The sequence below is a fragment of the Marinomonas ostreistagni genome (assembly GCF_016888445.1).
In the GTDB taxonomy this organism is placed as follows: Bacteria; Pseudomonadota; Gammaproteobacteria; order Pseudomonadales; family Marinomonadaceae; genus Marinomonas; species Marinomonas ostreistagni.
This window is the reverse complement of sequence record NZ_JAFEKF010000002.1, coordinates 78,431-98,493: the sequence shown is the minus strand read 5'-3', so window position 1 is coordinate 98,493 and position 20,063 is coordinate 78,431. Positions and strand designations below refer to the sequence as shown.

The 20,063-nt window shown below is 50.4% G+C and carries 20 protein-coding genes; 4 read left to right on the top strand and 16 right to left on the bottom strand.

Features of this window, described 5'->3' with window-relative positions:
* Position 1: 1 nt before the first annotated feature.
* The gene (locus tag JQX58_RS05925; protein WP_204145915.1) at positions 2-508 is read right to left on the bottom strand and encodes a putative pterin-binding protein; all 507 of its coding nucleotides are present in this window, start codon (positions 506-508) and stop codon (positions 2-4) included.
* Between the two features lie 203 nt (positions 509-711).
* Between JQX58_RS05925 and cysZ the strand changes: the two genes are divergently transcribed.
* Positions 712-1,497 (top strand): sulfate transporter CysZ, encoded by a 786-nt coding sequence (gene cysZ, locus JQX58_RS05920; RefSeq protein WP_204145914.1) that lies wholly within the window; start codon positions 712-714, stop codon positions 1,495-1,497.
* A 9-nt stretch (positions 1,498-1,506) separates the two neighbouring features.
* A complete protein-coding gene (locus JQX58_RS05915; protein WP_239090200.1) occupies positions 1,507-2,352 on the top strand; it encodes a response regulator in 846 nt (281 codons plus the stop codon).
* Between the two features lie 65 nt (positions 2,353-2,417).
* On the opposite strand, the gene phoR is transcribed toward JQX58_RS05915, so the two are convergent.
* The 9 genes from phoR to JQX58_RS05870 form a co-directional block, all read right to left on the bottom strand.
* Complete coding sequence (phoR, locus tag JQX58_RS05910; protein WP_204145913.1) at positions 2,418-3,809, bottom strand: phosphate regulon sensor histidine kinase PhoR; 1,392 nt, start codon at positions 3,807-3,809, stop codon at positions 2,418-2,420.
* A 6-nt stretch (positions 3,810-3,815) separates the two neighbouring features.
* On the bottom strand, positions 3,816-4,514 hold the full coding sequence (phoB, locus tag JQX58_RS05905) for a phosphate regulon transcriptional regulator PhoB (protein WP_204145912.1): 699 nt from the start codon (positions 4,512-4,514) through the stop codon (positions 3,816-3,818).
* A gap of 84 nt (positions 4,515-4,598) precedes the next feature.
* On the bottom strand, positions 4,599-5,453 hold the full coding sequence (gene ubiA / locus JQX58_RS05900; protein WP_204145911.1) for a 4-hydroxybenzoate octaprenyltransferase: 855 nt from the start codon (positions 5,451-5,453) through the stop codon (positions 4,599-4,601).
* A gap of 17 nt (positions 5,454-5,470) precedes the next feature.
* Positions 5,471-6,031, bottom strand: a complete 561-nt coding sequence (locus JQX58_RS05895) for a chorismate--pyruvate lyase family protein (protein WP_204145910.1) — start codon at positions 6,029-6,031, stop codon at positions 5,471-5,473.
* Positions 6,028-7,293 (bottom strand): HDOD domain-containing protein, encoded by a 1,266-nt coding sequence (locus JQX58_RS05890; protein ID WP_338040688.1) that lies wholly within the window; start codon positions 7,291-7,293, stop codon positions 6,028-6,030. The genes JQX58_RS05895 and JQX58_RS05890 overlap by 4 nt, the downstream gene beginning before the upstream one ends.
* A 101-nt stretch (positions 7,294-7,394) precedes the next feature.
* Positions 7,395-8,174, bottom strand: coding sequence for an amino acid ABC transporter ATP-binding protein (locus JQX58_RS05885; protein ID WP_204145909.1), 780 nt, complete (start codon positions 8,172-8,174; stop codon positions 7,395-7,397).
* Positions 8,175-8,196: 22 nt separating this feature from the next.
* Positions 8,197-9,297 (bottom strand): amino acid ABC transporter permease, encoded by a 1,101-nt coding sequence (locus JQX58_RS05880; RefSeq protein WP_204145908.1) that lies wholly within the window; start codon positions 9,295-9,297, stop codon positions 8,197-8,199.
* Positions 9,298-9,306: 9 nt separating this feature from the next.
* On the bottom strand, positions 9,307-10,479 hold the full coding sequence (locus JQX58_RS05875) for an amino acid ABC transporter permease (protein WP_204145907.1): 1,173 nt from the start codon (positions 10,477-10,479) through the stop codon (positions 9,307-9,309).
* Between the two features lie 99 nt (positions 10,480-10,578).
* Positions 10,579-11,601, bottom strand: a complete 1,023-nt coding sequence (locus tag JQX58_RS05870) for an amino acid ABC transporter substrate-binding protein (protein WP_204145906.1) — start codon at positions 11,599-11,601, stop codon at positions 10,579-10,581.
* A 433-nt stretch (positions 11,602-12,034) separates the two neighbouring features.
* On the opposite strand from JQX58_RS05870, the gene JQX58_RS05865 reads away from it, so the two are divergent.
* Positions 12,035-12,511 carry an Lrp/AsnC ligand binding domain-containing protein gene (locus JQX58_RS05865; protein ID WP_204146644.1) on the top strand — a complete coding sequence of 159 codons (477 nt, stop codon included), beginning with the start codon at positions 12,035-12,037 and terminating at the stop codon, positions 12,509-12,511.
* Here the strand turns inward: JQX58_RS05865 and recG are convergent.
* Both recG and JQX58_RS05855 read right to left on the bottom strand, forming a co-directional pair.
* Positions 12,508-14,589, bottom strand: coding sequence for an ATP-dependent DNA helicase RecG (gene recG / locus JQX58_RS05860; protein ID WP_204145905.1), 2,082 nt, complete (start codon positions 14,587-14,589; stop codon positions 12,508-12,510). The two genes, JQX58_RS05865 and recG, sit on opposite strands and share 4 nt — an antisense overlap.
* 6 nt (positions 14,590-14,595) lie before the next feature.
* Positions 14,596-15,510, bottom strand: coding sequence for a hydrogen peroxide-inducible genes activator (locus tag JQX58_RS05855; protein WP_204145904.1), 915 nt, complete (start codon positions 15,508-15,510; stop codon positions 14,596-14,598).
* A 103-nt stretch (positions 15,511-15,613) separates the two neighbouring features.
* Here JQX58_RS05855 and JQX58_RS05850 point away from each other — a divergent pair, with 103 nt between their 5' ends.
* Positions 15,614-16,477, top strand: a complete 864-nt coding sequence (locus tag JQX58_RS05850; protein ID WP_204145903.1) for an NAD-dependent epimerase/dehydratase family protein — start codon at positions 15,614-15,616, stop codon at positions 16,475-16,477.
* 46 nt (positions 16,478-16,523) lie between these two features.
* Here JQX58_RS05850 and JQX58_RS05845 read toward each other — a convergent pair whose 3' ends face one another.
* The 4 genes from JQX58_RS05845 to gmk form a co-directional block, all read right to left on the bottom strand.
* Positions 16,524-16,910 (bottom strand): RidA family protein, encoded by a 387-nt coding sequence (locus JQX58_RS05845; protein ID WP_204145902.1) that lies wholly within the window; start codon positions 16,908-16,910, stop codon positions 16,524-16,526.
* 41 nt (positions 16,911-16,951) lie between these two features.
* Positions 16,952-19,069 carry a RelA/SpoT family protein gene (locus tag JQX58_RS05840; RefSeq protein ID WP_204145901.1) on the bottom strand — a complete coding sequence of 706 codons (2,118 nt, stop codon included), beginning with the start codon at positions 19,067-19,069 and terminating at the stop codon, positions 16,952-16,954.
* Between the two features lie 66 nt (positions 19,070-19,135).
* Complete coding sequence (gene rpoZ, locus JQX58_RS05835; RefSeq protein WP_204145900.1) at positions 19,136-19,360, bottom strand: DNA-directed RNA polymerase subunit omega; 225 nt, start codon at positions 19,358-19,360, stop codon at positions 19,136-19,138.
* A gap of 70 nt (positions 19,361-19,430) precedes the next feature.
* Positions 19,431-20,051, bottom strand: coding sequence for a guanylate kinase (gmk, locus tag JQX58_RS05830; protein WP_204145899.1), 621 nt, complete (start codon positions 20,049-20,051; stop codon positions 19,431-19,433).
* Between the last annotated feature and the right edge of the window lie 12 nt (positions 20,052-20,063).

The window sequence follows — 20,063 nt, the reverse complement described above, 5'->3', positions numbered from 1 at the left end:
ATCAGTCTCCTGAATCCAGAACCTCGATCGATTCTATCTGCCAAATAGAGCGGCCGTAGTAAGCTTCATTACGTAGCATGGCGTTGTTATCAAAGTCGTAGATGACGATAAAAGGACCTTTATTGCGTACGGTAATAGGGCGGTAATCCATTTCATAGGCAATGATGGCCTTATGTTCGGCAAAATCGCTCAAAGGGATTTCAGTGATGTACTGATTAAATGCCGTTACTCGCAGCACATCACCTTCCGCGTCAAGCTGCTCCAAAAGATCCACAGGGTTGAATCCTGTATAGGTGTGCAGGCCTTCTTCCCATGGATTATGGGTGACGATTTGCTCGACCGGCAGTGTTTTGAGCGTGGCCAAATCTACCTTTACCGGCGCATCCTCTGCAGAGCTAATAGCGCCAGTAATCGTCAGTGTGTTGAACTGTGGCGGCTGTTCTGCTGCGGCGTTTAAGGCAACGCCAAGCGCCGCCAAAGCACTGATGATCAGACCGATAAACTTCATATCCATACCTAGGTTAGTCGTGTGAGCCGATGATTGAGTCAAAAGTATAACAAATTGATTATAAACACAGCAGGTAAGCGTAAAAATTGACGTAACGGATGACACAATCCGTGTGTTTTAAGGTCTATCAAAGTCCGCATAATATGATTAAATATGACCTGTTTTAAACGGTTTCATTAGTTGCTAAGCAAAGGATTAACAACGTGATAAGTCATCCCTTTCATGCCATCAGTGCATTTGTGAAAGCCTTCCCACTGCTTTTGTCGAGCCGCCTGCGATTGTTCTTGCTGGCGCCGATCCTTGCCAATATTGCCTTGATTGTATTGGTTTATATGGTGGCGGTCAGTTATATGTCGGTCGCGGTCGAAGGCATGATGAGCTACTTGCCGGAGTGGATGTCATTTCTTAACTGGCTGTTTTATTTGCTGCTCAACATCGTTTTAGGGCTGTTGATGTTTTATAGCTTCTCGGTCGGTGTGAATATTTTAGCCGCGCCGTTTATGGCATTTTTGGCCGAAAAAGTCGAAGAGATGCAAACCGGTAAGCAGTTCAATGAAGACATGAGCTTTAGCGGTATCATGCTGATCATTGGTCGCAGCTTGAAGCGTGAAATGCAGAAGCTAGGCTATTTCCTACCGCGCTTTATTGGTCTCTTAGTTTTGTCATTTGTGCCTGTGATTAACTTGGTGACGCCCTTTCTGTTAATGCTGTTTTCCGCGTGGATGCTAGCGTTGCAGTATATGGACTACGCCTTTGACAATAACCAAGTGCCTTTCCCTGATATGCGTGCTGCGCTGCGCGAGAAGCCGCTATTGTGTTGGACCTTTGGTTTTATTATCACATTGGGCATTACGATCCCTGTGGTGAACCTGTTTGTCATGCCCGTGGCCGTAGTCGCAGCGACCTTGTTATGGGTACAGCTGTACAGCGAACGTTTTGTTAATTATGCTGATTTACTCGATCAGAACCGCATTGAGCGCCAACGATAGGAAGCAATTTTGAAGATTTTGGTAGTGGATGATGCCTCGTTTACCCGTGATTTAATCAAGCGTACCGTGCGTAAGCGCTTTCCTAATGTCACGGTGGAAGAGGCCGTGAATGGCCGCAAAGCCCAGCAATTACTCGAGAAAATGACCTTTGATATGGTCTTGTGTGATTGGGAAATGCCAGAAATGACGGGCGTCGAGTTATTACAGTGGTGCCGTGAGCAGCCCCAGTATAAAAAGGAAACCCTGCCATTTGTTATGATTACCAGTCGTGGCGATAAATCCCATGTGGTTGAGGCGGTGCAATCAGGGGTGACGGATTATTTGGGCAAGCCATTTTCGGCGGATCAGCTAATCGCCAAAATGCAGTCGGCGGCCAAGCGTGTGGGCGTGGATAAAAAGCTTAACAGCGCTGCTAATAAGCCTGCACCGAGTGCTGCAGGAGGCGTGGCTACTGCGTCACTGGATGTATTGACCGGTGGTGCCAGTAAGATTCGTACCCAGTCGCCAAAAGTCACTAACCCTGCGCCAGCAGAGCAGACGGCTACCTATAAAGACGTCAAGATTCCCACCAAGGTGCGTTTCGCTGGCAAGGAATTTCGCTGCATGGTGATGCAGTTATCACCGACCGAAGTGACTATGCTGATCAAAAGCGATGATGTGATTCCGACGGTATTGGATCAAGCGGTATTGGATTTGACGCACAATGAGGTGGTGAATCGCCTAAATTATTATGTCCAATCAGTCTCAACCACAGAGAAAAAGCCTGACTCAGCATTTTTGTCAGTGACGCTGCTCTTAATCGATCAAGATGCCGACAAAGAGGCCTTTATCAAGCAGTTGTTTGACGCGTCTTAAGCTCTTTTAAATAGACACAAAAAAGCCCATACAGCGCGCTGTATGGGCTTTTTTATGGGAGTTTGTTAGGACTCCGTGGTCGATGCTTGGCTGGTTTTAGCAGACTCTTCGACGTCGCTAGGGGCGTCTTCAGGTATCACTTCTGAGGCCACCGTGCTCAAGATCGCCTCTTGGCGCACTCGGTCATTGGGGAAGTGACAAGCAAAAGTACTGCCGACATTTGGCTGGCTGCGGATTTGCAGTTTCGCACTATGGTGAATCAAGACATGTTTGACGATCGCCAGACCTAAACCGGTACCACCGGTATTGGAGCCACGGCCTTTGTCGACGCGGAAGAAACGCTCCGTCAGGCGTGGAATGTGGCGTGGATCGATGCCCATACCTTCGTCTTCCACCGAGAACACACCGCTGAACTCGTTTTGTACCCATTGCACCTTGATATGGCCGCCTTCTGGTGAGTATTTGATGGCGTTCAAAACCAAGTTTGAGAAGGCACTGTAGAGCTCATTGGCTGCACCGTAAACATAGCTGTTGTCCGGTATCACAAAACTGAGTGAGTGCTGCTCGGTGAGCATAGGGTCTGCGGTTTTACGAATGTGTTCGCAAATTTCTTCAAGCTTAAGCCACTGATGATTTTCACGCTTATCATTGGTTTCCAAACGTGACAGCAGTAATAAGTCTTCGATCAAATGCTCCATGCGCTCGGATTGATCCGACATGTTGACGATGCCGCGTTGCATCGAAGCAGGCAAATTGTCTTTAAACATGGTCAGCGTCTCAAGGTAACCTTTAATCACCGTCAGTGGTGTTTTCAGCTCATGAGAAGCGTTGGCGACGAAATCTTTACGCATCTGCTCCAGCAGATACAAGCGCGTCACGTCACGGATAAAGATCAGATGATCGTTTTGATCGTAGAGGGTAGTTTGTACTTCAAGATACACGCCTTCTTTTGACGGCGATTTGATCACCAAAGGCTCGCCAAAGCGCTTTTGCGAGAAGTATTTAAAGAATTCTGGGTTACGTAAGATATTGGTAATCGGCTGGCCACGGTCGGTCGGACGCTGCAAGCCGAGCAATAAGCCCGCGGAGTTGTTCCACCACTCAAGGTTACCATTGCTATCCGCCATGATAACGCCTTCTTTTAACGCAGCAGTGGAGTTTTCAATGCGGTTCAGTGCTTGGCGCATGCGGCGTTTCGACTTACGTTGTTTCTTCTGTAAGCGATACACCGCATCAAAGATTTCGCCCCAAATTCCGGCGGCTTCAGGGGGCGCAGCCTTACCTGAACGACGTAGCCAAGAGTGGAACTGGTACAGCTGGTAGAGCTGCCAGTAGAGGGTTCCTAGCGTATACAGCAACGCTAAGGCAAGCGTTTGACCCAGCACAAAGCCGATGGCGAGTACTGCTGCCAAGCCTGTGATCCAAGTTAAAAACGCTCGTTGCCAAATCTTTTTCATAAATACCTAAGCGAGGGTGCGTTTGGCGGAAAAGCGGTAGCCAGTGCCACGCACGGTTTGAATCAAGTAGTCATGGGTATCACCAATGGCTTTGCGTAGACGACGAATATGCACATCGACGGTACGCTCTTCCACGTAAACATTGCCGCCCCAAACTTGATCCAATAGCTGTGCACGTGAATAAGCACGCTCTTGGTGGGTCATCAAGAACTTCAGCAAGCGATACTCCGTTGGGCCCATATCCAATGGATTGGTGCCAATCGAAACACGCTGACTGACAGGATCAAGCAGCAGTCCATCGACTTCAATCGGATCGTCCACACCTTGTGGTGTCGCACGGCGCAATACTGCTTTCAAACGTGCCACCAACTCGCGAGGCGAGAATGGCTTGGTGATGTAATCGTCGGCACCGACTTCAAGGCCTTGGATTTTATTATCTTCTTCGCTTTTCGCTGTCAGCATAATGACAGGGATCTCAGCGGTAGTGGAATCTTTCTTTAGACGACGAGTCAGCTCCACGCCGCTGCCACCAGGCATCATCCAATCCACTAGGATCAGATCAGGGCGATGATCGACAATCATCTCGTGTGCTTGCTGGCTGCTTTCCGCTTCCATGTATTCGTAGCCTGCCATTTCCAACGCGACAGCAATCATCTCGCGGATAGGCGCTTCATCATCAATTATTAGTACTTTTTTACCGGTCACAGGATTTATCCTCATCTCAGGAACGGTACTCATTAAACCGTCTAAATGTGACAGCTATATTAAATTGTCACATGAGTGCCATATTTAAATGTAATAGCTTAGTAAGATTCCTGCAAACAAACAGTAACCAACACGGTTATTGTCTAAGAAAGAGCGGAAACACGCCTGACGGTCGCGGTCTTTCGCTTGTTGGTATTGCTGGTAAAAAAGATAAACAGCGCCGATCAAGCTGACAAAATATAAGATGCCTAGCTGGGCAATGACACCGATCCACATCATTAAGGAAAGCATCAGTCCCTGTAGGATGACAATGATCAATAGGTCGTAGCGGCCAAACAAGATCGCCGTCGACTTGATGCCGACTTTTAAATCGTCTGGGCGATCGGTCATGGCGTAGTAAGTGTCGTAGGCAATGGTCCAGAAGCAGTTTGCCACAAACAGCATCCACAGCTCAGGATCAAGCAGATCGCCACCTTGAGCGCTATAAGCCATCGGAATCGCCCACGAAAAAGCCAACCCCAAAAACAGCTGCGGCAAGTGCGTGTAGCGTTTCATAAAAGGATATAACGCCGCCAGCCCTAGGCCCACCACTGATAGCAAAATCGTGCGCCAGTCGGTCATTAATACCAATACAAAGCTAAGCAAAGACAAGCCAGCAAATAAGGCTAGTGCTTCAAACTCACTGACGCGGCCAGACGGCAACGGGCGGTTTTTGGTGCGCTCAACGTGGCCATCGACTTTGCGATCGGCAAAGTCATTGATGACACAGCCAGCCGAGCGCATGCTAAATACGCCTAAGGTAAAGATGATGATCAAGTGCCATTGTGGCCAGCCGTCAGCGGCTAACCAAAGCGCCCAAAGAGTTGGCCACAGCAATAATAAAGAGCCAATAGGGCGATTAAAACGGGTCAGATCGGCGTAGTCTTGGAGTTTGCTCATAATATAAATCGCTGTTGTTAAAGTTGGCCGGCGAGCGGGGTGAAGTCCGCAATGGCCGGGTAAAAGGCTTCGTTGACCAAAATGCCAGGGCCGTATTGTTGAAAGATAGAGCGTCGCGCCCAAAGGGCTTGGTCGCAGTTTTCAATTAAGCCTGCGGGCAGTTGTGTGATCTCAGTTGGACTGCGGCGTAAGGCTTTGGCTTTATACACGTAACCGCCTAAGGGACGGTTGTCTAAATGCGGCAAATAGCGCCACGAGCCTTTAATTGAGCGCGCTGGGATGATCGAGCGCGCGTACACCACGGGCACATCGTTGACGCGTAAAATCACCGTACGCACGCGTGCCATTTCACGGGGCTTTAACTGTAAACGCGTACGCTCTCGTGGCGACGGTGCTTGCCAGCGGTCTTCGATGACATCAACGCTCAGCTCACCAATATGACGCAGTTTAGCGGTGATCGAGTGCTGGGTGGTCAGCCAAGGGCGAATGTGTTTTGGGATCTGGCGACGCTGAATTTGATGGATCGTATGCCAACGATAATCAAAGCGTCGAGACAGGTTGTGATTGATTAGGTTCATTTATTGCCGCTTATTAAATCCACCATTTTGCTCAACTCATTAGAAGAGCTCATAACTTGCTGGTGGCAGTGTAAAGCGTCTGCTTCGCTAAGACCAACCGCTGCAAGCAAATCGGTGTCTAACGTGTCTCCAGTAAATAGCTGATGGCAAACTCCCAGCAGCTGCGATAACTGGCAATGCTCACCACTGTAAGCGGGATCGCGGCTATAACGAATGCCCGTGTAAATGCTTTCGGGTAAGCCCCAATGCTTCAATAGCCAAGCGCCCAGCTGCTCTTTGGTAAAGTTCAGCGTTTGCATCTCGACCACGTCTGCTCCTAAATGAGCATTGGCTTCGATATAACGGGACAACACCGCAAAGTGTGGCGGTAAGACCACAGCAATGGCGAGAAAACCAAAGTTATGCAGCAAGCCTGCTAGATAAGCGTGGCCCAAACGTGGTCGCTGGCCGCTTGGCATGGCTTTTACCAAGGCTTCCATTAGCACCGCATGGGACACGGCGCTGAGCCAAAAGTCTTCGTAATGACGGGGGCCATTTTGTGGCAGTTGAAAAGCATTCCCCATCGATAACCCCAGCGCTAGGTTCATCACCATATCAAAGCCCAGCACACGAATAATGGCATCTTCCACCGACTCGATTTCACCGCGAACACCATAATAGGGCGATGACGCCCAGCTGATGACTTGCGCTGAAAGGGCTGGGTCAAGACTGATGACGTCACACAAATCATCGGTGCCAGCGTGCTCATTAGCACAAAGCTGAATGATACGGTGCGAAGACGCCGGTAATGGTGGGATTTCGAGGGTTTCTTCGAGTCGCTGTTGCAGGCGCACGGCCTGGAATTTACCCAGTGCGCTGAGCATCTGATCGGCATCTTTGTCTAGATGTGAGGCCGGTTTAGGGATCTCTGCCACAGGGATCGCAACAGCTTCGTAGCGTGTCAGCGGGCCTTGAAAGCGCTGCTGAAATTCTTCCGCGCTAAGACTGCGGTAGTTTTGCTGAGCACTGGGGCGCAGCTCAATGCTCTGCGCGTTTGCCACGGCGTGATCAATAATAGTCGCGCAGGCATTGGGCTTGATCAGCGGATCGCCTTCGATATTGTAGTTGCTAACGGGATCAAAACGACGTTTGGTCAAGCGCGAAACGGCCGCCATATCGAGCATGCTGTCATGCGGAAAAATAACCTGTAGCCGACCAGTATGATCAGCCAAATGCACAATACGAACCTTCATTGTTGGCGCCTGTTCTTGCTTGTCCGTCACACGAATTACCTATTTCGTTCCAATCACTTATATTAGGACATAATGGATAATAAAAAAGCCCTAGCGGGCTTTTTTACAAGGCAAAACAAGCAACACTGCGTCTAATGATTGAGAATCTGACTCAAGAAAAGCTGGGTGCGATCGTGCTGCGGGTTGTCAAAAAACTCATGTGGTGTATTGGCCTCGACGATTTCGCCAGCATCCATAAACACCACGCGGTCGGCCACGGTTTTAGCAAAGCCCATTTCGTGGGTCACACACACCATGGTCATGCCTTCGTCGGCCAACTGAATCATCACATCGAGCACCTCTTTAATCATTTCAGGGTCCAGTGCTGAGGTCGGTTCATCAAACAGCATAATGCGTGGCTTCATGCACAAGCCTCGTGCAATCGCTACCCGCTGCTGCTGACCACCAGACAATTGGCCTGGGTATTTCAGCGCTTGGTTGGCGATTTTGACGCGCTCCAAATAGTGCATGGCCATTTCTTCGGCTTCTTTTTTCGGGGTTTTTCGCACCCAGATCGGCGCCAAAGTGAGATTTTCCAAGATGGTTAAATGCGGAAACAGATTAAAGTGCTGAAACACCATGCCCACATCTTTGCGGATCGTTTCGATGTTTTTGAGGTTGTCATTCATTTCGATGCCATCCACCAAGATCGACCCTTGCTGGTGTTCCTCCAGACGGTTGATACAGCGAATCATGGTCGATTTGCCAGAGCCCGAAGGACCACAGACGACGATACGCTCGCCTTTTTTAACACTGAAATCGATGTGCTTTAACACATGAAAATCGCCATACCATTTGTTCACATCTTGAAACTCGATAATGGCTTCTTCGCCCGCTGCTAACTGGGCTACGGCTAAATTGTTGTACGTCATATAAGGTGCCTCAAATAGTCGGTTAACTGCGTTTATGTCCGGTGTCTAGCTTGCGTTCGACGGCCATTGAATAGCGGGACATGCCAAAACAAATGGCCCAGTAAACGAAGCCTGCAAAGGCGTAGCCTTCAGTGGTAGTGCCGAGCCAGTTGGCGTCATGAGTCGCTGCTTGAATCCGGCCTAATAGATCAAACATGCCGACGATATAAACCAGCGTGGTATCTTTAAATAAGCCGATAAAGGTGTTCACGATCCCTGGGATCACCAGCTTTAACGCCTGTGGCAAAATCACCAAGATCATCGATTGCCAGTAGGTCAGCCCCATGGCATCGGCGGCCTCATATTGGCCTTTGGGAATCGCTTGTAAGCCGCCACGAATCACCTCTGCCATGTAAGCGGCAGAGAACATAGTAATGCCGATCAGCACGCGCAGTAGCTTGTTAAAATTCAAACCGTCCGGCAAAAACAGCGGAATCATCACCGAGGCCATAAACAAGATAGTGATCAGGGGCACGGCACGAATGGTTTCGATGAATACCACACACACCGATTTCACGATTGGCATATGAGAGCGACGCCCGAGCGCCAAAATCACCCCAAGCGGTAATGACGCGACAATGCCTACGACACCCAATAGAGTGGTTAGAAACAAGCCGCCCCACAGAGATGTTTCCACCACTTCAAGGCCCAACACACCGCCTGCGAACAAGAAGTAAGCCACGATCGGATAGAGCACTATGATGGTAAAGCCCAGCCACATCTTGTTAACCGATTTGAGGGCAAACATGGCTACCAACGCGACCAGCAGCAGCGCTGCGCTATTGATGCGCCAATACTCATCAGCTGGGTATAAGCCATACATAAACTGATCAAAGTAGACTGCGATAAACGCCCAGCAGGCACCGCCTGCGGTACAAGCTGCTTTAGACTCGCCACTCCAGGTGGCATCTAGCACAGCCCATTGCAGTACCGGTGGAATCAGTAGATAGAGCACATACAAGCTCAGTACCGTAAGCACCACATTGAGCGGAGAAGAAAAGAAATTTTTACGAATCCAAGCCACTGCGCCCACAGAGTTTTGTGGTGGTGGGAGGCTCGGTGAAGGTTTAAATTCAATCGCCATAAGGGCCTCCTAACGTTCGATCAACGACATTTTTTTGTTGTACCAATTCATAAACATGGAAATGGACAAACTTAAGGTGCCGTATACCAGCATACATAAACCAATGGTCTCAATCGCTTGGCCGGTTTGGTTCAAGGTCGTACCCATTACCACCGCCACCAGTTCAGGGTAAGCAATGGCCGCGCCCAAGGAGGAGTTTTTAGCGAGGTTTAAGTATTGGCTGGTCAGTGGTGGAATGATGACGCGCAGCGCTTGCGGTAACACGATCAGACGTTGGGTTAAGCTGTCGCGCAGGCCTAGGGAGCGCGCCGCTTCGGTTTGGCCCCAGCTGACCGACAAAATACCTGCGCGGACAATCTCGGCGATAAAGGCGCCAGTATAGGTGGATAGCGCTAGCAATACCGCGACGAATTCAGGTACCAGCACCATGCCGCCAGAGACGTTGAAGCGGCTTTTTTGTGGCAGATCAAACTCGATCGGGAAGCCTGCCAAGGCAAAGCCTAAAAAGGTCACGACAACGATGATTCCTAGAGACGACCAATATGCTGGGAACCAGACCCCCGTGCGTTTTTGGCGTTTCTTGGCCCAGACAATCAGCGCAATCGCCGCCATAATGGCGAGCACAAACGCTGCCACAGCGATGCCAAAGCCATCTTGAAAGTTAGGGTTAGGCGAATAAATACCGCGCTTATTCAGTAGAAAATCACCCATTTCGATACTGTTACGCGGGTGTGGTAACGCCGCCAAGACGGCGAAATACCAAAAGAACATTTGCAGCAGCAAAGGGATGTTACGCAGGGTTTCGATGTAGACCGTAGCCAAGCGTGCGACTAGCCAGTTTTGCGACAAGCGCGCCAAGCCCATGATCACCCCGATCACTGTCGCCAGTACGATGCCCATCAGCGAGATCACTGTGGTATTGATCAGCGCCACGACAAACGCACGGCCATAACTATTGGCCTCGGTGTAGTCGATCAAATGAATCAGAATCGGAAAGCCCGCCGGCTCATTTAAAAAGGCAAAACCAGTCGAAATGCCTTGGTCTTGTAGGTTTGCTTGCAGGTTATGAAACAGGTAATACCCAAATGCCACCACCAGTATCAGCAGCACGGCTTGAAACAGCATGGCGCGTTTACCTGCATCCTGCAGAAAGTTTGTATTTATCGGTGTTTTTTCGCTCATCTTGGTACCGGCAAAGGATGCTCGTCAGATGGTTGAAATGGAAAGTTACCTAGCGGCGTAGGCCGCTAGGTGGTTATCCCTATGGAGTGGTAATTAGTATTAGCGTACTGGTGGCGCGTACAATACACCGCCTTCAGTCCATAGATTGTTGACGCCACGCGGTAAGCCGACTGGTGTATCTGGGCCCACATTGCGCTCAAACACTTCTCCGTAGTTACCGACTTCAGCGATGATGTTGTAAGCCCAGTTGGCATCAAGGCCGAGTGCTTCACCCATGCTGCCTTCTGCACCCAGTAAACGACGCACGCTTGGGTCGGTTGAGTTGGCTTTGATGTCGGCGACATTTTCAGAGCTGATGCCCATTTCTTCGGCGTTGATCTGCACAAACAGCGACCAAGTCACGATGTCTTTCCACTGGTTATCGCCATGGCGTACCACAGGGCCAAGCGGCTCTTTAGAAATGGTTTCGGGTAGGATCATGTGCGCTGCTGGATCTGACAATTTAGAGCGGTGCGCCGCCAAGCCAGATTTATCAGTGGTGAATACGTCACAGCGACCTGAGGCATAAGCAGACAAGGCTTCGTCGGCTTTTTGCACGATCACAGGTACATAATCAAGCTGGTGTTTGCGGAAGAAGTCGGCCATGTTGAGCTCGGTGGTGGTGCCTTGCTCAGTACAGACCGTTGCGCCATCTAAATCCATGGCGGTCTCAACGCCTAGGTCTTTACGTACCATAAAGCCTTGGCCGTCGTAGAAGTTGGTGGTGGTAAAATCAAGACCCAGTGAGGTATCGCGCGTGTAAGTCCAAGTGGTGTTACGGGACAGTACGTCGATCTCGCCGGATTGCAGTGCGGTAAAACGTTCTTTGGCAGACAGAGGCGTAAATTTCACTTTTTGCGCATCGCCAAAAATAGCGGCAGCGACGGCACGACAAGCGTCGACATCGATGCCAGTCCAGTTACCGGCGTTGTCAGCGTTCGAAAACCCTGGCACCCCTTGGCTGACGCCACATTGAATAAAGCCTTTTTCTTTTACATCATCCAGTGTTGCCGCTGCCGCGCCGCTACTGATGGTGGCAGCGATGGCCGCCGTGGAAAGAATTTTACCAACGTTCGATTTCATGATTTTGCCTCCAGGCTGTACTAATTGTTATATCGCTAAGCGAATCCTCTCAGAGATCCTTGGTTGAATGTTCACCCATAGCAAAGCAAGTAACTTGCCAACATAGGTTTTAATGGGTCTTTACAGTCTAGTGCAGACCGGTGAAATAGCACGAATTCTGTACAAAAGCCGCCATTACAGCGGGCATAATGGTGCAATCAGTGTCTATAGCGTGCTACTTTCTTACTCTTTTTGGCACACTATTGGATACATTTCAATCAATTAGTTGTGTTAAATTTTGTTGTGCTGGAGGGGGAGACGCTGGTGCATGAGGTGCTGACAGTGCGCTTTTATGGCGCGTTAACAAGTTGATAAACTCTATTTTCCCTAACTTATCGACCCCGTGCTAGAATCGACATAATTTAGATGGTGCTACCTTCGGAGAATCATATTGATGGAAACGTCTGCCAAGCCTTTAGACAGATTGGATAAGAAAATCCTACGTGAATTGCAACTAAATGGACGTTTATCAAATGTAGAGCTGGCCAGCCGTGTGGGGCTCAGTGCTACGCCTTGTCTTGAGCGCGTGCGTCGCCTTGAGCGTAATGGCTACATTACTGGGTACTGTGCCCAAGTCGACCCACGCAAAGTGGATGCTGGCTTGTTGGTATTTGTGGAGATTCGCCTCAAAGCGACTTCGCCTGAGGGCTTTAATGAATTCAAAGAAGCGGTCGCCGAAATCCCCGAAGTGCTGGAGTGTCACCTGATTGCCGGTGACTTTGAATACCTGCTTAAAGCACGCGTGTCGAATATGGATGCTTACCGTCATCTACTTGGCGAAACATTGCTGACGCTGCCGCACGTGCGCGAATCACGTACTTATGTGGCGATGGAAGAAGTGAAAAACACCACGGTCGTGAAAATCCCTTAGACGTTAAGATATTGCTGGTGCTTCGGCAGCCAGCGCGAGAGTAGCGGCGAGACATGCTCTGGATAGTCTTGATAGAGTGTCGCCGCGGCCTGTTGTACTTGGCTTAGCAAACCTTTATCACGCTGCAAATCCGCGACTTTAAACTCCAGCAAGCCCGTCTGACGCGAGCCCATCAGTTCGCCTGGGCCGCGCAATTCCAAATCTTTTTCTGCAATTTTAAAACCATCAGTGGTATCGCGCATGGTGCCTAGGCGTGCTTTGCCTTGCTGGCCAAGTGGCGCGTGATACAAGAGCACACAGTGGCTGGCGGCTTGGCCACGGCCGACGCGTCCGCGCAATTGGTGTAATTGAGCAAGGCCCAAACGCTCTGGGTTTTCGATCACCATGAGGCTGGCGTTGGGCACGTCGACGCCGACTTCTATCACCGTGGTGGCGACCAATAGCTGCAGTTCACCTGCTTTAAATTGGGCCATAATATCGGCTTTTTCTTGTGCTTTTAAACGTCCGTGCACGAGGCCAATCTTGAGCTCGGTAAGCTGTTCTTGTAGCAGGATCGCCGTGTCTTCAGCGGCTTGGCATTGCAATGCTTCGGACTCTTCGATCAGGGTGCACACCCAATAGGCTTGTTTGCCTTCGGCGCAGGCGTGGCGAACCCGTTCGATGACTTCGTTACGGCGCTGATCTGACACGACAATGGTATTCACAGGCGTACGCCCAGGTGGCAATTCGTCGATGATCGAACAGTCGAGATCCGCGTAGGCGGACATAGCGAGTGTGCGCGGAATCGGGGTAGCGGTCATGATCAGCTGATGCGGCTGAAAGCCCGCTTGTAAGCCTTTTTCACGCAGCGCCATGCGTTGGTGCACACCAAAGCGATGTTGTTCATCGATGATGGCAAGCGCTAGCCCTTTAAATGTCACACTTTCTTGAAACAGCGCATGGGTGCCGACCACGATACCGGCTTCGCCTGAGGCGATGCGGGCGAGCTCGGCTTCGCGCTGTTTGCCTTTGAGCTTACCGATCATCCATGCCACTTCGATGCCGAGCGGTTCAAACCATTGCTTGAAGTTCAGGTAGTGCTGTTCGGCTAAGATTTCGGTCGGCGCCATCACGGCGACTTGGTAACCCTGTTGCACGGTCGCTGCAGCGGCGAGGGCAGCAACCAGCGTTTTGCCGGAACCCACGTCCCCTTGGACCAAGCGTAACATCGGATGCCCCGTGCTGAGGTCTTGTAGGATCTCTTGGAACACGCGCTGCTGCGCACCGGTTGGGCGAAACGGCAGCTGCTGTAATAGCGCATCGGACAATGCACCCGCTGAAGGTACCTTGATGGCGCGATCGGTTTTGGCCATATGGCGCTTGCCAATCAAAGACAGCTGGTGCGCCATCAGTTCTTCAAAGCTTAAGCGATACTGCGCCGGATGGCCGCCTTGTTTGAGCTGTTCAAGATCGGTGCCTTTTGTAGGGTGGTGCAAAAACTGGATCGCGTCGGCCAATGAGGGCAAGCTGAACTGCTGGCGTAGTGGCTCTGGTAGCCATTCGCGCAGATTATAGGGGGTTAAGCGGTCTAGCGCTTGCTCGCAGATTTGGCGAATCTTGGTTTGCGTGATGCCTTCAGTCAGCGGGTAAATCGGCGTCAGCTGATCGTTACCTTCTAGGGCATCGCCATCATCAATGATGCTGTATTCTGGATGATACATTTCAAAGCCGGTGCTACCTCGGCGAATCTCGCCGAAGCAACGCACGCGACCAGCGTTTTCCAGCTGCTTCTTTTGTGCTGCGTTGAAATGAAAAAAGCGCAGACAAATGGAGCCGGAGGCATCGCGCACGCGGCATATTAAGCTGCGCCGCTTCCCCATTTTGATTTCGCAGCCGCTGACTTGGCCTTCGATAACGGCTTCGTCACCAAAGCGCAGTTGGCCCAGCGGCACCACACGAGTGCGGTCTTGATAGCGAATGGGCAGATGAAACAAGGCATCTTGAACTGTGTGAATATTGAGCTTAGCTAGCTTTTCGGCCATGGCCGCGCCCACACCTTTTAGCTCTTTGATGTCCTGTGTTTCTAATGCATCAACCATAGTGACTTAGTCTTGATCCAAATTGAGCTTTTGACAGGCCGCTCGAATCGAGAGGCTGAGTGAATCAATGGCTTGCGGACGCGGAAAGCTGGCGCGCCATGCTAAGGCCACGGTACGCTTGGGCGCGGGTTCGGTAAAGGGACGCACTGCCAAGATGTTTTCATCCAGATGCGCGACCGCAGACTTCGGCAACACAGTGACGCCCAGCCCCGATGACACCATATAACGAATGGTTTCCAGCGAACTGCCATTAACGATGGTGTGACCTTCGTTAAGCTCGTTTTCACCGACCATCGGACAGGCCTCCATGACCTGATCACTGAAGCAATGACCTTTGCCAAGCAGTAGTAAGTTGTCGGTGGTTAGCTGATCGGTGCTGATGTGGCTGAGCTCAGTCCAAGGGTGGTCTTTAGGCATTAAGACAACGAATTCTTCTTCGTAGATCGGCTGTGTTACTACATCGGGTTCACGGAACGGTAGCGCTACTATGATGGCATCCAACTCACCATTGCGCAGTTTCGGGCGCAGGTTTTCAGTCAGATCTTCTTCGATCAGTAAGGGCATGCCTTCGGCAAGGCGTTTAAGCTCAGGAATCATCGATGGGAATAAGTATGGGGCGATGGTGTAAATCGCGCCGACTTTGAGCGGGCCGCGTAGCTGGTTTTTACCCGACGATGCCAGTTCTTTGATCATGTTGGCTTGTTCAAGTACGCGGCGCGATTGCTTGATGATCTGCTCGCCCAGAGGGGTGATGTAAACCGAGCTTTTGCTGCGCTCAAAAATTGCGGCGCCAAGCTCATCCTCTAGCTTCTTAACGGCCACACTTAAGGTTGGCTGTGACACGTGACAGCGATCTGCCGCGCGACCAAAATGCTGTTCTTCTGCTAGCATAACAATGTATTTCAGTTCAGTTAGCGTCATAGTTACCATCCCTATAATTGGTAATAACTATGATAATACATAATTTGATAAAGTGTACTTGGATGTCGTCGGATGCGCTTTATTTACAACGAATGGGGGAGTTATGACAAAAGTGCTGGTTGCAGGGTGCGGAGATTTGGGCCGTGGCATAGCTGAGTATTTTGTTGCGCAAGGTGCTGAAGTGACGGGCATGCGCTATCAAGGCACTGAATTCCCCGTGGGCGTGTTAGGTCTGACTGGCGATTTACGTCAGTTAGAGTCACAGGCTTGGCCTGAAGTGGATCTGGTGTATTTGATCATGACGCCCAATAGCCGCACCGGCGATGCTTATAAAGCGGCGTATGTGGAGGCGGCCGAAGCGCTCGTCAACGCCTACCAAGGCCGACCTCAGCCTGCGGTGGTGTTTGTCTCCAGCACTAGTGTCTATGGTCAAAACAATGGTGCCTGGATCAGTGATGACACCCTAGCGGTGCCAGCCAGTGACACCGCGGTGCAACTGTTGGCAGCAGAAGAGTGCTTAAAACAAGGCTTTGCGCGCAGTATCAGTGTCCGTTGTTCGGGCATTTACGGCCCTGGGCGCTATCGTTTGCTTGAAGGTGTACGTGAGGGACAGGCGTGGGGCGCCAATCAATGGACCAATCGTATTCATCGTGACGATGTGGTCAGCGCGTTGTGCTTGGTTGGTGAGCAGGCGTTGGCACAGCAGCCGTTGCCTGAGCATATTATTGCTACCGATACGCAACCGACTAGCATGTGGGAGGTGAAGCTGTGGCTTGCAGCGCGTTTGAATGTGTTGCCGCCGCTGGACGACAGCATAGCCTTTAGCGATTACTTCCCCGCGAAAGGCAAACGTATCGTCAGCCAAGCGTTACGCGACTTGGGTTGGCAACCGCAGTACCCGTCCTATGTATTAGGGTATGAGAGTTTACTGTCAAGCTATCAGCGCTGGCGTCAGCAACAGGCATAAAAAAACGCGGCTAAGGCCGCGTTTTTTTATGCAGTACAAGGAAGAATTAGTCTTCTAGAACCAATACACCTTCGATCTCAACCGCTACGCCTTTCGGCAGCGCGCGTACACCTAGAGCTGCGCGTGCTGGGTAAGGTTCAGAGAAGAATTTAGTCATCACATCGTTAACTAGGGCGAAGTTGCCTAGGTCAGTCATGTAGATGTTTAGTTTGACGATGTCTTTTAGTGAACCACCTGCTGCTTCACAAACCGCTTGTAGGTTTTTGAAGACTTGCGTGGTTTGCTCGGCTACGTCGTCGCTGATCACTTCCATGGTTTCTGGTACCAATGGGATTTGGCCCGATAGGTAAACCGTGTTGCCCGCGCGTACTGCTTGAGAGTATGGGCCGATTGCTGCTGGAGCGTTTTCAGAGAAGATCACTTGTTTCGCCATGGTATTGGGATCCTTAACTATGTTGAGTAAATAGTGTGTCGCTAGCGGCCCACAAGAGTTTCGCGAGTCACTTTTTCGACACAGCGCACCGCTTTAATACGTCGCATCACATCGGCTAAGCCCACACGGCTCGAGATCGCGATGTTAAGACGCAAGCGAGAAATCTTGCCGCGCTCGATGATATCTAAGTTGGATACTTGGAAATCGGTATCGGTAATCGAGCTGGCGATCTTCGCCACGGCACCGCGTTCGTTGACGTACGATACGATGAGGCTGACGTTCAGTTCTTCTTCGATCTCCTTGCTCCAGCTCATCTTGATATAGCGCTCTGGACTGACAAGGTGATCTTGAATGTTCGGGCAACTCTGATGATGAATGATTACGCCTTTGTCCACTTGCACGTAGCCGACAATCGGGTCACCTGGAATCGGCGAACAACATTTGGCAAACGACATCAGCATGCCTTCTGAGCCACTGACTTTGAAGGACTTGGGTGTGATCAGCTCATCTTCGTTAAAATTCGGGAACAGCTGGCGTGCCACCACGTAGCCAACAATGCGACCTTTACCAACGGACTCAAGTAAATCGTCCATGGTTTCTAGGTGGTAATGTTCAAGCACCGACTGGATTTGCTCTTCGGTCAGCTCTTCGATGGCAGTACGGAAGGCATTCAGCGAGCGTGTCAGCAAGCGTGCGCCAAACGAAATCGCGTTTTCGCGCTGTTTCGATTTCAGGTAATGGCGAATATTGGTGCGCGCCTTACCGGTGATGGCAAAGCTTAACCAAGCAACGTTGGGCTGAGCGCTTTTGGCGGTGATCACTTCTACCGTCTGGCCGCTTTCTAGCTGGGTGCTAAGCGGTGCTAAACGGCGGTTGATACGACAGGAAATACAGGTATTACCGATCTCAGTATGGACACCGTAAGCAAAGTCGACCGGCGTCGCGCCTGACGGTAACTCGATGATCTCGCCTTTGGGCGTGAACACGTAGACTTCGTCGGGGAACAGGTCGCTTTTAACGTTATCAATGAACTCCATTGGGTTATGCGCTTTTTCTTGAATCTCAAGTAAGCTTTTCACCCATTTGGTGGCGCGCTCATGGTTGGTATGCGAAATGGTCGACTTGTCATCAGACTTGTACGACCAGTGTGCGGCGATACCATTGATGGCGACCACGTCCATTTCTTGAGTGCGAATCTGCACTTCCAGTGGCAAACCATTATTGCCCACCACGGTAGTGTGCAACGATTGGTAGCCGTTGGACTTAGGCACGGCGATGTAATCTTTAAAGCGGCCTTCGATCGGCTTAAAGAGAGCGTGAATCACGCCCAAAATACGATAGCAGCTGTCGTGGCGATCGGTAACAATACGCACACCCAAAACGTCCATGATCTCTTCGAGCGAGCGGCGTTTCTTTTTCATCTTTTGGTAGATGCTGTAGATGTGCTTTTCGCGCACGCTGATTTGTGCGTCGATGTAATCGGCAGCCAGCTCAGAACGAATGAAGTCCTCAAGCTTTTGCATCGATTTGTCACGTTGGCCGTAACGCTTGTTGATGGCGCGCTGCAACATGCGCGCACGCATCGGGTAATAGGCTTCAAAGGCCAAAGATTCTAGGTCGACACGCAGACGATACATACCTAAACGGTTAGCAATCGGCGCGTAGATATCGAGGGTTTCTTTGGCAATGCGGCGTTTTTTATGGGCGGGCATGGCGTCGAGCGTGCGCATGTTATGCAGACGGTCGGCCAGTTTCACCATGATGACGCGGATGTCATCGGCCATCGCCATGGCCATTTTTTGGAAGTTGTGTGCTTGTTTTTCAAGCTGGCTATTGAATTCCAGATGGGTCAGCTTACTGACGCCATCGACCAGGCTGGCGACCCCTTCACCGAACTGCTCGGCCAAGGCTTCGCGGGAAATCCCAGTGTCTTCAATAACATCGTGTAAAAGCGCTGCGGTTAGACCGTCACAATCCATACGCAGACCTGCCAATATAAAAGCGACAGCAAGAGGGTGCGTGACGTAGTGTTCGCCGCTCTTACGCTTTTGACCATCATGCGCCTGCTCGGCGTAATAATAGGCGCGCTTTACTGTCGCAACCTGATCATGTGGCAAATATTGGCTAAGATTTTGAGCTAATTGTTCAATAGTAGACATCACTCACCTCACATCAGGAACAGCTAAACCAGAAATACGTGTGCTGAGCGATGCATACCATACAAATTAAAACTCAGTCGTAGGCTTGTTTTGGAAATCTACGTTTTTGGCGTTGATCAGATCTTCCGCGATTTCACGTAGCGCAACAACGGTCATTTTGTCGTCTTCTAGTGGCACTTTAGAATCCGCACCGCCAGTAGCAAGTTGACGCGCGCGCTTAGCTGCAACCATTACCAACTCAAAACGGTTGTCTACGTTTTCAAGACAATCTTCAACTGTAACTCGAGCCATGTTGGACCTCTATATAGGGTAAGAATTAATCACTAATTAGTGATTGTTAATTTTACTGAACGGCTTATCGTTATGACAAGAGATCATTGATGAGATCGCCATGAATCTCGCGGATTAATGGCATTCTGGTGCGCTGAGAGACAAAAATCGCCTGCAATTGTGCCAGCGCGGTATCAAAATCATCGTTGATCACCACGTATTCGTATTCGTCGTAGTGTGAAATCTCACTGATCGCTTTTGACATACGATGAGTGATGACCTCTTGTGAATCGGTGCCACGGCCAGTTAAGCGCTCTTCAAGTACCGCCATAGAAGGTGGCAAAATGAAGATACCGATCGCATCAGGATACAGCTCACGCACTTGGCGCGCCCCTTGCCAATCGATTTCTAAGATCACATCCAAGCCTTGATCGAGCGTATCAAAAATAGCTTGTTTGGAGGTGCCGTAGTAGTTATCAAACACTTGGGCATGCTCAAAAAAGGCGTCTTCGGCAATCATGTCTAAAAACGAATCCACATCGACAAAGAAGTATTCACGGCCATGCTCTTCACCTGCGCGTGGCGCACGGGTGGTGTGTGACACGGAAATACGCACTTTGTCATCGGTTTTTAACAGTGCTTTATATAGTGAAGACTTACCTGCTCCTGATGGAGCCGACAAGATAAATAAATTGCCTTTGTGTTGTGTCATAACCCTACCGTT

Excerpts from the sequence above, each read along its gene's own strand:
- JQX58_RS05925 (WP_204145915.1), bottom strand. The coding sequence starts at position 508 with ATGAAGTTTATCGGTCTGATCATCAGTGCTTTGGCGGCGCTTGGCGTT.
- phoR (WP_204145913.1), bottom strand. The coding sequence starts at position 3,809 with ATGAAAAAGATTTGGCAACGAGCGTTTTTAACTTGGATCACAGGCTTG.
- ubiA (WP_204145911.1), bottom strand. The coding sequence starts at position 5,453 with ATGAGCAAACTCCAAGACTACGCCGATCTGACCCGTTTTAATCGCCCT.
- JQX58_RS05895 (WP_204145910.1), bottom strand. The coding sequence starts at position 6,031 with ATGAACCTAATCAATCACAACCTGTCTCGACGCTTTGATTATCGTTGG.
- JQX58_RS05885 (WP_204145909.1), bottom strand. The coding sequence starts at position 8,174 with ATGACGTACAACAATTTAGCCGTAGCCCAGTTAGCAGCGGGCGAAGAA.
- JQX58_RS05880 (WP_204145908.1), bottom strand. The coding sequence starts at position 9,297 with ATGGCGATTGAATTTAAACCTTCACCGAGCCTCCCACCACCACAAAAC.
- JQX58_RS05875 (WP_204145907.1), bottom strand. The coding sequence starts at position 10,479 with ATGAGCGAAAAAACACCGATAAATACAAACTTTCTGCAGGATGCAGGT.
- JQX58_RS05870 (WP_204145906.1), bottom strand. The coding sequence starts at position 11,601 with ATGAAATCGAACGTTGGTAAAATTCTTTCCACGGCGGCCATCGCTGCC.
- JQX58_RS05865 (WP_204146644.1), top strand. The coding sequence starts at position 12,035 with ATGGAAACGTCTGCCAAGCCTTTAGACAGATTGGATAAGAAAATCCTA.
- recG (WP_204145905.1), bottom strand. The coding sequence starts at position 14,589 with ATGGTTGATGCATTAGAAACACAGGACATCAAAGAGCTAAAAGGTGTG.
- JQX58_RS05855 (WP_204145904.1), bottom strand. The coding sequence starts at position 15,510 with ATGACGCTAACTGAACTGAAATACATTGTTATGCTAGCAGAAGAACAG.
- JQX58_RS05850 (WP_204145903.1), top strand. The coding sequence starts at position 15,614 with ATGACAAAAGTGCTGGTTGCAGGGTGCGGAGATTTGGGCCGTGGCATA.
- JQX58_RS05845 (WP_204145902.1), bottom strand. The coding sequence starts at position 16,910 with ATGGCGAAACAAGTGATCTTCTCTGAAAACGCTCCAGCAGCAATCGGC.
- JQX58_RS05840 (WP_204145901.1), bottom strand. The coding sequence starts at position 19,069 with ATGTCTACTATTGAACAATTAGCTCAAAATCTTAGCCAATATTTGCCA.
- rpoZ (WP_204145900.1), bottom strand. The coding sequence starts at position 19,360 with ATGGCTCGAGTTACAGTTGAAGATTGTCTTGAAAACGTAGACAACCGT.
- gmk (WP_204145899.1), bottom strand. The coding sequence starts at position 20,051 with ATGACACAACACAAAGGCAATTTATTTATCTTGTCGGCTCCATCAGGA.